Here is a 12,648-nt window from a genome sequence, read left to right as displayed (position 1 = left end):
TCCCACCGACCATAGAGGTAGCAATGGAGCACATCGAGGCCGAACACCCCCGGCCACGCCACTTCCTACTCCACCTGAGCGATCCCCACCTGTTGGGAGGTCCAGAACCCCTCTACGGAACCGTCGACAGCGAAGCCAGGCTTATCCAGCTCTTCGATGAAGTCAAAGCGTCCGGGGCCAGGCCGGAGGCCGTGATCTTCACGGGCGACCTTGCCGACAAGGGCGATGCCGAGGCGTACGTGAAGCTTCGGGCCATCGTCGAGCCGGCCTGCAAGGAGATGGGCGCCCAGGTCATCTGGGCCATGGGAAACCATGACGACCGGGCCAACTTCCGCAGGGGACTTCTTGACCAGCCCGGCAGTGACGCGCCGGTTGACCACAGCTACTTCATCAACGGGCTGCGGGTCATCACCCTGGACACCACCGTCCCGGGATTCCACCACGGCGAACTGAGTCCATCGCAGCTGGAGTGGCTGGCCCGCCAGCTGGAAACCCCTGCCCCGGACGGCACCATCCTGGCCCTCCACCACCCGCCGGTCCCGTCAGTGCTGGACCTTTCGGTGCTGGTGGAACTGCGCGATCAGGCGTCCCTGGCCGCAGTAGTGCGTAATTCGGATGTCCGCACCATCCTGGCCGGACACCTGCACTACTCCACCACCGCGAGCTTCGCCGGCGTTCCCGTCTCGGTGGCGTCGGCTTCCTGCTACACCCAGGACCTTAATGTACCTGTGGGCGGAACCCGCGGGCAGGACGGCGGCCAGGCGTTCAACCTGGTGCACGTGTATGAACACACCATCGTGCACTCCGTGGTGCCGATGGGCAGTGCCCCCACCGTTGGCGAGTATGTGTCTCCCGAGGAGACGGCCCGGCGGCTGGAGGCCGCCGGGATTAGGATCCCGGAAACCACCAAGCAGCGCGGCAGCACCAAACTCGGGGTGCCTACCAGCCGGTAATACCGGCTCCACAGAGCACTGGGGCAGGCTCCCTGACGGAGCCTGCCCCAGTGCTTTGGAAGTGAAGGGTCAATGGGCGGCCAGCCTACTTCTCCCAGGGCGCCTTGATGGGGAAGTACCTTTCCAGGAAGTCCGTCACCACTTCGGCGCGCTCGTCCGCGCTGACCTCAGGGAAGCTGCCGTCGTTCAGGCAGAAGAAATCCATGTTCCGCTTGGCCAGCAGCTTGGGCAGGTACTTCAGGCCCGAGCGCATGGTGGTGTCCACGTAGCGCACCTTCGCCGCAGTCTGCGTCACGGCGCGGCCGGTCAGCAGGGCGTAGTAGTGGTAGAAGGAATTGGTCACGGAGATGTTGTCCGCTGCACGGAACCGGCTGGCCGCCGTCTTGCGGAACTCCTCCGGGAACTCCTCCTCCATCTGGCCCACCACGCTCCGCCGCAGGGGCGCGGCAGTGTGCTCCAGGTGGCGGGTGGTGATCCGGCCGAACCGGTTCCACAGGAGCTTGCGGTTCACCCGGGCGGCGTTTTCGAACCCGCTGCGCTCGGCATCGTTCTCGCCCAGGCCAATCCTGGTTTCCGCCTCGATGAACTTCGTGATGCCGCCGGGGGTGAAGAACATGTCCGGGCCCACCGGCCGGCCAAAGAACATGTCGTCGTTGGAGTAAAGGAAGTGCTCGGACAGCCCATCGATGTGCTGCAGCTGGCACTCCACAGCCTGTGAATTGTGCGTGGGCAGCACCGAGGGATCGGAGAAGAACTCCTCGCTCCGGACGATGGTGACGGAAGGGTGCTCCGCCAGCCAGGAAGGAGCGGGGGAGTCCGTGGCGATGAAGATCCGGCGGATCCAGGGCGCAAACATGTACACGGACCGCAGTGCGTACTTGAGTTCGTTGATCTGCCGGAACCGGGCCTCATGGTCGTCGCCTTCGCCCAGGACATGTCCCTTTTGCTGGGCCCGGCGGGCCGCGATGTATTCGGGGGAGCTGCCGTCCACCCAGGAGAACACGATGTCGATGTCGAAGCTGATGTCGCTGGCGTGGTCCGCAAACATGTTCTCGATGGTGGGCCACGTGTGACCGTAGCGCTCCACGGTGCCCCGGACCGCATCCTGGCGCAGCAGCGTCCTGCGGGTCAGGGAGTTCTCGATCGGAAGGATGAGCTGTTCTCCCTCGAAGGACCACAGCTCAATCTGGACGCCGGCAGAGGCGCCGAACTCGAAACCGCCCACCGGCTCCACCCGCGGCCGGTACAGCCGGAAGATGCGTCCCTGCCGGTTGGGGGACAGCTCGCCGTCCGCCACCAGGACGGACGTCTTCTTCTTCGCGTCCACGGTCATGGAGTAGAAGGGCTCGTCCCGGCACGCCTCCACCAGGGCAGCCCGGAGTTTCTTCCGATCCTTCCAGTCCAGGGCCAGCACGGGGCGGTCATTGTTGCCGCGGACCAGGAGGTACGACAGGCCGGCGTTCGCCAGGACGTTCCGCAGGAACAGCAGGTCTTCCACCATGGCCTGGTAGGGGGTCCTGGTGTCGTTAATCAGGGCATAGCGGCCCTTGTGCCGGACGACGTCGGCCCGGTGGCTCAGCCGCCGTTCTGCCGCCGCCGATGTGATCTCGGCGTGAAATTGTTCTTCCACTGACGCCTGGGCGCCGTAGTAGACCTCGTCCTGGACCGGTGCTTCTGTAATGGTTGTCTCCGTGCTGGTGGAAGTGGGCATTCTTACCTGCATGATAGTCCTGCCTGGGTAACACAAGGTTTCGCGGCGCTGTTGCGGCCACGCGGGGCATCCCCGCCCGGCAGGGACTCAGGCGTCCAGCGCCTCCCGCCAGGCGCGCAGGAAGGCGCCGCCGGCGTCGTCGTGGATCACCGTGGACTCCAGCCCCAGGTCCGCTGCCGTCAGCACGGGGTAGGGCTTGCTGGGCACACCGTCCGCCGGCCGCACGTCCACGTGCTTCACGGGATGGTCGTTGTGGTGCAGCCAGTCCGCCATGGCGTAATCGGTGCGGGAATCGCCCACGGTCCGCCACGCCTGCGGGGTGATGCCCTGCGCCGCGAGGAGCTCCACCGCGCGGCTGGCGCCCAGGTCCTTCCCCAGCCGCACGGACTCAATGTCCGTGGAAATAATGGTCGGATCCACGCGGTAGTCCACCTCGTCGTCGGAATTCGGCACGTGGTGGTCAAGCCGGACAACGCCCAGCCCGTGGCGTGCCATGAGTTCCATCGCCTCGGCGTCGAACAGCTTCTGCTCCGCCAGGTAGTCAGCGCTGGGCACGTCGATGTGCTGCTCCACCGAGACCATGGCGCGCTTGGTTTCGTCAAAGAACATGTGGGCGGCATAGTCCTCCGCCACCAGCCGGCGGATGTCATCCCCGTACGCTGCCGGGACGGCGAGTTCCCGGTCCACGTGGATGGGGCCGGGGCCGGCGGACGTATAGCTGAACCAGACCGCGCCCTTTTCGCAAATGGCATGGATGACGGTTCCCGCCGGAATGCCGGCCGCGATCATCGGTTCCATGACCTGCTCGCGGATAAAGGCGTCGGAACGGCCGGTGTTGAAGATGACAGGAATCCCGGCTGCTGCGAGGGCCACCAGGTCCAGGATGATGGCGGGCTTGACGTCCCGTGTCACCGGGCTGGCCACCGGCCCGTCCACGTCCAGCAGGAGCGCCAGCGGCGGTGCGGACGGCAGGCGGATTCCGGGTGCGGACACGGCAGGGGACTCGGATACTGTCATACGTCCATTCTGTCAGCAGGACCGCCGCCGTCCCGTGCGGGCGCCAGCGGAGCAGGCCTCGTGGCGGTATGGTCACTGTTTGGCTACAACCTGGCGCGGGCCAGCCCTGCTACTTTCGCTGGGGCACCGCGGTGCCTACTGTGGCATGGTGATATTCAAAGCTGTGGGCGAGGGCCGCCCTTACCCCGACCATGGTTACAGCACTCCCAAGCAGTGGGCATCGCTGCCGCCGCGGCCGGTGCGGCTGGACGAACTGGTGACCACCAAGCGCACCCTGGACCTGGAAGCGCTGCTGGCGGAAGACTCCACATTTTTCGGTGACCTGTTCCCGCACGTGGTGCAGTACCAAGGGACCCTCTACCTGGAGGACGGACTCCACCGCGCAGTGCGGACCGCCCTGCACCAGCGCACCGCGATCCACGCCCGGGTCCTGGTGCTCGATGGCTAGCAAGCGGCCAAAGGATCCCGGCATCCTGCATGGCCACCACGTTGTTTCCGGACCTGAGCTGCGCGCCGCCATGGAAGCGGCAAGGGACGCCGACGAAACCGTCCGGGTCCGCCGCCGCGTGCTGCACGGCGTGGTGCTGGTCCTGCTCATCGGAGTGATCGCCGCAGGCATCATCGTTGCCCTGGCCATTATCAACGGCCGGCTGAAGCTGCCCTCGGCCGAGCCGGCCCCGACCCCGGTGTCATCCTGTCCGGCTTCAACGTTCGACTACACGCCCACCGACAAGATCAACCTCAACGTCTACAACTCCACCAGCCGGCCCGGCCTTGCCCGCTCCGTGGCGGATGAACTGCTGGCACGCAAGTTCGCGGTGGGGAACGTGTCGAACATCAACGCCGGCTACCGGGGCGTGGCTGCGGTGGTGTCAGGCGCCGCAGGCCAGGCGGCGGCGTTCACGGTGCAGCGCCATGTGCCCGGATCGGATTACTTCCAGGACAGCAGGACAGACGCCAGCGTGGACGTCATCCTGGCGCAGGACTACAAAGCGCTGGTCCCGCCGGAACTGGTGGACCAGACACCAGGAAAGCTCAGCTGCCCGAGGGAGAACCGGCGCACTGCGGACACGGACAAGCTGCCCGTCATGCCCGCCGCCGCTCCGACGCCCTGACCGCCGGACTCAGCCGGCCACAGCCGGGAGCTGGCCGACGCGCACGGGCCGGCCGCCGTCGTCGAACCTTGCACCGGCGCCCAACTGGATGAAGCGCACGGTCCGCGCCACGCGCGCCTCCAGTTCGGCCGGCTCGTCGCTGCCCCTCGCGGCACTTGAGGACAAGGTGCCCAGAATGAGCTGGGACTGCTGGCCCACGTCCGCCACCGGCAGGTAGCCCTGCTCCATGCCGTCACGCAGGATGCCCTGCAGCAGGACGCTGAGCTCGCCCACATGGTCGGAGAGCTTGGCAAAGGACGACGGCGACAGCACCGCCCCCATGGCAGGCCCCGGCGGGAGGTGGCGGCGGCTGAGGTCAACCACCTGGGCGCGGACGTACAGTGCCAGCCGCTCCACCGGGTTCTCCAAACGGTTCAGCGATTCGCGCAGGTCGGAGAGGAACTTCTCGGTCTCGTCCAGGGCGTAGGAGATCAGCAGTTCTTCGATGTCCGCGTAGTAGTTGTACACGGCGGTGCGGCCCACACCTGCGTGCCGGGCCACATCCGTCATGGTCAGCCCCGGGAGGCCATGGGTGAAAAGGAGCTCGCCGAAAGCGGTGAGGATGCGGCGCTGGGTGTCCGCGCGTTGTTCGGCGTTGCTGGCCGCTGAAATCCTGGGCATGCAGACACTTTACCGCGATGTGTCAGTAAAAGAGCTAAACCGCGCAGCCGTCCGGGCCGCACGCGTCAGCTTCCGAGGAATTGACCAGGACCAGGGGGTTGGCGTCCTGCCATGCCTGGTCAAGGGCAGCGGTGAACGTCTCCGTGGGCTGGGCGCCGGACAATCCGAACTTCCGGTCGATCACGAAGAACGGGACGCCGCTGATCCCGAGGCCCTGGGCCTCCTGGAAGTCGAACCGGACCTCGTCCGAGTACTTGTCGGTGGTGAAGAGTTCCTCCACCTCGCTGGCCGGCAGGCCCAGGTCCGCGCCCAAGGACGTGAGGTATTCCCGGCTGCCAATGTCCTTGCCGTGCTCAAAGTGGTCGCTGAGCAGGCGCTCCTTGGCCGCATCCTGCCTGGCGTGGGCCGCCGCGAGGTGGATCAGGCGGTGGGCGGTGAAACTGTTGGCCACCACAACCTTGTCGAACCGGTAGTCCAGGCCTTCACCCTTGGCCTGCTGCGCCACGTGCTCGAACATCTGCGAGACCTGCGGCGCCGGCATGCCCTTGCGGCTGCTCAGGTACTCCAGTTCGGTGCCGTCGTAGTGCTCCGGAAGTGTTGGGTCCAGCTGGTAGCTGCGCCACACCACGTCGACGGCTTCACGGTGGGGAAACGCTGCCAGGGCAGCCTCGAACCGGCGCTTGCCAATGAAACACCACGGGCATGCAACATCCGACCAGATCTCAATCTTCATGCCCTGCATAACCGGGCCGCCCTGGCGGCCATTCCGGCGCGTGCCGTGAGATGGGGCACATTCAGCCCTTGTGGCCGGGGCGATCCTGGGCAATAGTTCTGAGGTAGGTGAAGCAGACGCCATGGAAATGTCGAACACCGCGGGACAAGCATGTCCTGCGGATTTATGTGCCTGGCGGCTGGGGAGCTCGGGCCTCGTTTTCTGGAGGCCGGATATGCGTATCGGACTTATTGCAGGACCGTGGATTCCGATTCCACCGGTCACCTACGGCGGCATTGAAAGAGTCGTGGACACCCTGGCGCGCGGGTTCGCCGCGGCCGGACATGAAGTGCTGCTGGCAGCCCCTTCGGAAAGTACCTGCCCCGTGCCGCAGGTACCCGGGATGCGGCCGGCATCCCGCGATGAACTGGGCCTCACGATGTCTGAGCTCAGCCATGTCATCCGCGCCTACAAGGGCCTCCAGGACGTGGATATCATCCATGACCACACCCTGGCAGGCCCCCTCTACGCGCATAGGCCTCCAAAGGTGCCGGTGGTGACCACCATCCACGGGCCGCTCCACCAGGACGCAGAGGACCTGTACCGGGCCATGGGCCAGGACGTCGCCATCGTGGCGATATCGCGCGACCAGGCGTCCCATGCCCCGGAAGTCCCCGTCACGCAGGTGATCCATCACGGGATGGATGTTTCCGCTGTCCCCGTCGGAAGCGGACGCGGTGGTTACTTGTGCTTCGTGGGCCGGGCGTGCGAGGACAAGGGCCTGCTGGAGGCAATCACTATTGCGCGGCAGGCGGGCGTGCACCTGAAGATCGCCGTGAAAATGCGGGAGCCCGAGGAGATCCGCTATTTCCGCGAGGTCATCGAGCCGATACTTGGCCCCAACGAGGATTTTGTGGGGGAGGTGGATGACGCCACCAAGTACCGGCTGATGGGTGAGGCGCTGGCATTCCTGAACCCCATCCAGTGGTCCGAACCTTTCGGCCTGGTCATGATCGAGGCACTGGCCACCGGCACCCCCGTCATCGGCACGCGCATCGGCTCCGCCCCTGAGATCGTGGAACATGGCCGGACGGGTTTCCTCGGGAAGACCGAGGAACTGCGGGGCTTCGTTGAGGCGGCCGCCGGGCTCAGCAGGGAACGCTGCCGGGCATCAGTAGAGGAGCGGTTCAGCGCCCAGCGGATGGTGGCGCAGCACCTCAGGCTCTTTGATGACCTGCTGGCCGGGAGATTGCCGGGAGGGGTTCCGGTTGCCCCGCCGGTGCACCAGAATCGTTAAGGGGGGACCGGCGGGCGTTGGGCTCCCCGGCAGCATCCAGCCTGAGAAGGGAGTCCTTCCATGACCGCCTGGAACGAAGACAATGAGGCCTCCGGCTCCGATGTTGGTGCCGTCACCGTACTGGAAGGCTCTTCGTTTTGCATCTCGGCCGGAACCGGCGACATCAGCGCCGACGGCAGCACGAATGGTGCGTTCTACCAGGACACCCGGATCGTCTCGGGCTGGGTTCTGCGGATCAACGGTTCGCGGCGCGAACCGCTGTCCGCCCAGAAGGCCCAGCCTTTCGAAGCAACCTTCGTTGGCCGCGCAACATGGCCGGGAGGCCGGTTCGACAGTCCGCTGGTGGTCCGGCAGGTCCGGCACATCGGACCGGGCCTACAGGACGACATCATCCTGGAGAATTACGCAGCGGAACCCGTTGAATGCGCCATAGAGCTGCTTGTGGACGCGGACCAGGCCGACCTCTTTGAAGTGAAGGGTGGCCGGACTACAGGCCCCGATGACACCACCCGCACAGTGGTGGATGGAAAGCTCATCATCGAAGCGTCACGGCACGGCCAGCAGCGGGGCTCCGCCATCGGGGCCAAGGATGCGGAGGTAGGCACGGATGGGCTCCGGTTCCGCGTCACCGTCCCGGCCCGCGGCAAGTGGAGCACCAGCGTGATTGTGGTGCCCCTGGTCAACGGGGAGGCCCCGGAAAAGCCCTTCATGGAGGGCCAGCTGCCGCACCACCGTGAGGGCGTGCGGCGCCACCTGGCCTGGGAAGAGAACGTGCCGCGGATCAGCATCGAGGACAGCAGCTTCCAGAACGTGCTCAACCGCAGCCAGAGCGACCTCGGTGCCTTGCGAATCTTCGATGCCCACCATCCCAACCGCGCGGCGGTCGCGGCCGGGGCGCCCTGGTTCATGGCGCTGTTTGGGCGGGACTCGCTGCTGACGTCCTACATGAGCATGATGGTCAACCCCAATCTCGCCTTGGGCACGCTGCAGACCCTGGCCGGGATCCAAGGGAAGAAAGTGGATGTGGATTCCGAAGAGGAACCCGGACGCATCCCGCACGAGGTCCGGCTGGGCGTGACCGCTGGCCTGTCGCTTGGCGGCACCGCGTATTACGGCACGGCGGATGCCACTCCGCTTTTCGTGGCAACCTTGGGCGAGCTGAGCCGCTGGGGACTGTCCCGGGATGCGATCCAGCCGCTGCTGTCCCACGCCGACCGGGCCCTGGAATGGATCGAAAAATACGGCGACCGCGACGGCGACGGCTTCGTGGAGTACCTCCGGCCCAACGAGCATGGACTGGTGAACCAGGGCTGGAAGGACTCCTGGGATGGCATCAACTTCGCGGACGGGACCATCGCGGAAGCCCCCATCGCACTCTGCGAGGTCCAGGCCTACGTATATGCGGCCTACCTGGGCAGGTCGCTGCTGGCCCACTGGACGGGGGATCCTGACCTCGAAAAGCACTGGGCCGACAAGGCGGCAGCCTTCAAGGAGGAGTTCAACAGGAAGTTCTGGCTGCCGGACAAGGGGTACTTTGCGGTGGCGCTGGACAAGGACAAACGGCATGTCGATGCGCTGACGTCCAACATCGGCCACTGCCTGTGGACGGGCATCGTGGACGAGGACAAAGCCGTGTCCGTCATGGAAAACCTGATGTCCCCGCAGATGTTCACCGGCTGGGGCATCCGTACGCTGGCCTCCGACATGGGCGCCTACAACCCCGTCAGCTACCACAACGGCTCGGTCTGGCCCCACGATACCGCGCTGGTGGCCACCGGGCTGATGCGCTACGGGTTCGTGGACGAGGCCAGACGGGTGGCACTGGGCATCCTCGACGCAGCCCGGCACTTTGATGGCCGGCTGCCGGAACTGTTCTGCGGGTTCGACCGCGGCGAGTTCCCGGGCCCTGTTCCGTATCCCACTGCATGCTCCCCGCAGGCGTGGGCGGCGGCGGCGCCCGTGCAGCTCGCCCGGATCCTGCTCCGGTTCGATCCCGTCTTCACCCGGGGGGTGGTGCACCTGGCCCCGATCCTGCCTGAAGTCGTGGGGACATTCCGCGCAGAGAACGTTTTGTTGGATACCAGCCGGGTTACCATCACCGCCACGGGAACCCAGGGCGGCATCGACGGACTCCCGCCGGGGCTGAAGCTCCTGACGGAGCCCCGCCCACCGCTGGCCTATCCGCCGAACGGAGCCCCGGCCAACTCGCGCGTCCCGGGCCTACAGCAGTCCAGCAGCTGAACAGTTCAGGGTAGGGCGCGCTCCAGGACGAAGTCGTGCTCCACGGTGCTGCCCAGCCGGAATGATTTGGTGCCCACCTTGTGGAAACCGGACTTTTCGTAGAAACGGATGGCCCGGGCGTTCTGGCTGTTCACACCCAGCCAGGCCCCGGCGCTGCCGGATGCTGCGGCCGCCTGGAGGCTCGCGTGCATGAGTTCTGCTGCCGCGCCCAGCCCGTGATAGTCCGGGTGGACATAGCATTTGCTGATTTCCACGGACGGCAGCAGCGTCAGCACGGAATCCACGTCCGGGTCCGCTGCGGGCCTGTCCACCAGGAGGCTGTAGCCGCAGAGCTGCCCGTCGGCGTCGATGACCAGGATGGTGATGTCCGGGTCGGCGAGGTAGCCCTTGAAGTGCTCCTCGCTGAGCGTGTTGGCCAGGTGGGCGGCAATGTCGGCAGGTGACGACGACGGCGGGCAGGCCAGCGGGAAGGTGACGGCCGCCAGCCCGGCGAGGGGGCCGGCGTCGTCCGATGTTGCGGTGCGGATGGTGTGCGTCATTCGGTTGCTCCGGTAGGGAAGGTCAGGCCGTGAGGGTTCGGATGGGGGAGCCGGCAAGCCAGGCGGTGATGTTCTCCAGGGCACCGCCGTAGAACTGCCGGTAGCTTTCCTGCGTGACGTAGCCCAGGTGGGGGGAGAGCAGGGTGTTCGGCGCTGCCAGGAGCGGGTGGCCGGCCTGCAGGGGCTCCTGGTCGAAGACGTCCAGGGCGGCGCCGCGGATCCACCCTTCGTTCAATGCCCTGACCAGGGCCTCCTGGTCAACGAGCGGCCCCCGGGCGGTGTTGACCAGGATGCCCTCGGGCCCCAGCAGCCGCAGCTCGGCCTCGCCCACAGTGTTCTCGGACCGCGGGGAGAGCCTCAGATGGAGGGTGGCGATGTCGGCGAGCGTGAAGAGCTCCTCCTTGGACACCAGCCGCGCACCGGCCTCCTTGGCTGCCTCCGCGGTTAGGTTCTGGCTCCACGCCACGACGTCCATCCCGAAAGCCTGCCCGTAGGCGGCCACCCGCCGGCCGATCTTGCCCAGCCCCACGATGCCCAGCGTCTTGCCGGCCAGCTCAAAGCCCACCGTTGACTGCCAGGTACCGGCCCGGAGCGAGCTTTCCTCGGCGGGAAGGTGCCGGGCGATGGCCAGCAGGAGGGCCCAGGTCAGTTCGGGCGCGGCCGTGGGTGAGCCGGGCGTACCGCACACCGTCACCCCGTGCTCGGACGCCGCCGCCACATCGATGGCGGCGTTTGCCATTCCGGTGGTGACCAGCAGCTCAAGCGACGGCAGTTTCTCGAACACCTCACGGGGGAACGCCGTCCGTTCCCGCATGGCGATCACAATGGTGGTGTCCGCCAAGGCCGAAACCAGCGCGTCGCGGGATGTGAAAGGTTCACGGTAGGACGTCACCGTGACCCCTTCGGCCTCCAAAGCCGTGAAGTCAGCGAAGCCGTGGGCCACGTCCTGGTAGTCATCGAGGATGGCAAGGCGGTGGGTCATCGGTGTCCTTCGCAGTGTCCTACGTCCTGGGTCACGTTCATCGTATGGCAGGGCCGTCCGGGAGGGTGCCTGAAACTCCAGCAACGCGGAGCATGATAGCAATGGGAGTGATGAATCCACGCCCATTCCCGATTTTGACCCTGTGAGCAGCCGCGTCCTGTCCCGCGTCCCGAAAAGCTGGGTCCTGCTGGCCTGCATCGGCCTGCTGGCGCTGAACCTCCGTGGCCCCTTTGTTGCCGTCGCGCCCCTGGTGGACCTCATGCAGGCGGAACTGCACTTTTCGCCGGTCATGCTGGGGCTGCTGACCAGCATCCCCGTGCTCTGCTTCTCGCTCGCGGCTCCGCTGGCGTCCCTGGCTGCGCGGAGGTTTGGTGCCGAGTTCGCCGTGACGCTGACCATCCTGGGGGTCCTGGCCGGCGTGCTGCTCCGGTCTGCGGGAGGACCGGTCCTGGTGGTGGCCGGCACGGTGGTCATCGGGGTGGCCATCACCATAGGCAACATCGCGGTGCCACTGATCATCCGCCGCGATTTCGCTCCCCGACGGCAGGGGACTGCGATGGGGATCTACACCGCAGCCCTGAACATCGGGTCCTTCCTGACCTCGGTCATCATGGCCCCGCTCGCCGCAGTGACGGGGTGGCGGCTGGCCCTGGCCGCTGTCGCCGTCCTGGCCGTCGCCGCGGTGGTGGTGTGGGTGCTGGCAGTGGGGCCCCGGACGGCTTTCCTGGCCGAGGCCGAAGACGGCGGGGACACACCCCGTGCCCCGGCAAGCCGTTCCGGCTGGATTACCGCCGGACTCACGGCCGGCTTCGGCGGCCAGGCATTCTCCTATTACGGCGTCACGGCGTGGCTGCCGAGCTACCTGCACGACGAACTGGGAATGAACGCAGCCCAGGCCGGCGCCGCGTCCTCGATCTTCCAGATCCTGGCCATCGTGGGCGGACTCGGCGTGCCTTTCGCGGCCAAATACCTGAGCACGACGGCGGTGGCGGTCACCCTGGGTACGTTGTGGCTTGCCGTTCCGGTGGGGCTGCTCTTCCTGCCGCAGCTGTGGTGGCTGTGGTCCACCTCCGGCGGGATTGCCCAGGGCGGCGGCATCACCCTGATCTTCATCGCCGTCATCAAGCTGGCCCGCGACCAGGCCTCCGCGGGGCGGATGTCCGCCACGGTCCAAGGCCTGGGCTACTGCCTCGCCGCCGTCGCCCCGCCGCTGGTGGGCTTCGTCCACGACAGCTCCGCATCCTGGACGCCGGCCCTGCTGGTCATCCTGGTGTCGGTGCTGACCTTCTTCGTCAGCACCACCCTGTCCGTGCGGCAGGTGCCGAAGGGCCGCTGAGGCGAGGCCCGCCGTCGACCGTTCTTCCCGGAACGCCCGCTCACTTAGCGCAATAAACACAACGACGCCCGATCACTTGTAGCAA

Annotated in this window: 12 protein-coding genes; 6 read left to right on the top strand and 6 right to left on the bottom strand. The window is 66.5% G+C overall.

The window, feature by feature from the left end:
• Positions 1-23: 23 nt before the first annotated feature.
• Positions 24-953, top strand: coding sequence for a phosphodiesterase (locus PUN51_RS11285; RefSeq protein ID WP_159633470.1), 930 nt, complete (start codon positions 24-26; stop codon positions 951-953).
• A gap of 85 nt (positions 954-1,038) precedes the next feature.
• On the opposite strand, the gene PUN51_RS11280 is transcribed toward PUN51_RS11285, so the two are convergent.
• A complete protein-coding gene (locus tag PUN51_RS11280; protein WP_275180982.1) occupies positions 1,039-2,676 on the bottom strand; it encodes a stealth family protein in 1,638 nt (545 codons plus the stop codon).
• A gap of 75 nt (positions 2,677-2,751) precedes the next feature.
• Positions 2,752-3,681 carry a hypothetical protein gene (locus tag PUN51_RS11275; RefSeq protein ID WP_224024757.1) on the bottom strand — a complete coding sequence of 310 codons (930 nt, stop codon included), beginning with the start codon at positions 3,679-3,681 and terminating at the stop codon, positions 2,752-2,754.
• Between the two features lie 148 nt (positions 3,682-3,829).
• Here PUN51_RS11275 and PUN51_RS11270 point away from each other — a divergent pair, with 148 nt between their 5' ends.
• Both PUN51_RS11270 and PUN51_RS11265 read left to right on the top strand, forming a co-directional pair.
• Positions 3,830-4,129, top strand: a complete 300-nt coding sequence (locus tag PUN51_RS11270) for a type II toxin-antitoxin system VapB family antitoxin (RefSeq protein WP_026264985.1) — start codon at positions 3,830-3,832, stop codon at positions 4,127-4,129.
• Complete coding sequence (locus PUN51_RS11265) at positions 4,122-4,796, top strand: LytR C-terminal domain-containing protein (protein WP_275180981.1); 675 nt, start codon at positions 4,122-4,124, stop codon at positions 4,794-4,796. Before PUN51_RS11270 ends, PUN51_RS11265 begins: the two co-directional genes overlap by 8 nt.
• A 9-nt stretch (positions 4,797-4,805) precedes the next feature.
• Here the strand turns inward: PUN51_RS11265 and PUN51_RS11260 are convergent, their stop codons facing one another.
• Together PUN51_RS11260 and PUN51_RS11255 are read right to left on the bottom strand one after the other, a co-directional pair.
• Entirely contained in the window at positions 4,806-5,456 is a 651-nt protein-coding gene (locus tag PUN51_RS11260) for a TetR/AcrR family transcriptional regulator (RefSeq protein ID WP_159633458.1), read from the bottom strand.
• A gap of 34 nt (positions 5,457-5,490) precedes the next feature.
• Positions 5,491-6,189, bottom strand: a complete 699-nt coding sequence (locus tag PUN51_RS11255; RefSeq protein ID WP_275180980.1) for a DsbA family oxidoreductase — start codon at positions 6,187-6,189, stop codon at positions 5,491-5,493.
• Positions 6,190-6,403: 214 nt separating this feature from the next.
• Between PUN51_RS11255 and PUN51_RS11250 the strand changes: the two genes are divergently transcribed.
• The gene (locus PUN51_RS11250) at positions 6,404-7,465 is read left to right on the top strand and encodes a glycosyltransferase family 4 protein (RefSeq protein ID WP_159633452.1); all 1,062 of its coding nucleotides are present in this window, start codon (positions 6,404-6,406) and stop codon (positions 7,463-7,465) included.
• 60 nt (positions 7,466-7,525) lie between these two features.
• On the top strand, positions 7,526-9,706 hold the full coding sequence (locus tag PUN51_RS11245; RefSeq protein ID WP_159633449.1) for an amylo-alpha-1,6-glucosidase: 2,181 nt from the start codon (positions 7,526-7,528) through the stop codon (positions 9,704-9,706).
• A gap of 5 nt (positions 9,707-9,711) precedes the next feature.
• Here the strand turns inward: PUN51_RS11245 and PUN51_RS11240 are convergent, their stop codons facing one another.
• Positions 9,712-10,245, bottom strand: coding sequence for a GNAT family N-acetyltransferase (locus PUN51_RS11240; protein WP_159633446.1), 534 nt, complete (start codon positions 10,243-10,245; stop codon positions 9,712-9,714).
• A 22-nt stretch (positions 10,246-10,267) separates the two neighbouring features.
• Positions 10,268-11,227, bottom strand: coding sequence for a D-2-hydroxyacid dehydrogenase family protein (locus PUN51_RS11235; RefSeq protein ID WP_224024765.1), 960 nt, complete (start codon positions 11,225-11,227; stop codon positions 10,268-10,270).
• A 142-nt stretch (positions 11,228-11,369) separates the two neighbouring features.
• Between PUN51_RS11235 and PUN51_RS11230 the strand changes: the two genes are divergently transcribed.
• The gene (locus PUN51_RS11230; RefSeq protein ID WP_224024767.1) at positions 11,370-12,563 is read left to right on the top strand and encodes an MFS transporter; all 1,194 of its coding nucleotides are present in this window, start codon (positions 11,370-11,372) and stop codon (positions 12,561-12,563) included.
• Positions 12,564-12,648 lie beyond the last annotated feature (85 nt).

The organism is Arthrobacter sp. NQ4, assembly GCF_029077345.1.
GTDB lineage: Bacteria > Actinomycetota > Actinomycetes > Actinomycetales > Micrococcaceae > Arthrobacter.
The sequence above is the reverse complement of the archived record's forward strand: the minus strand, read 5'-3'. Positions and strand labels throughout refer to the sequence as shown.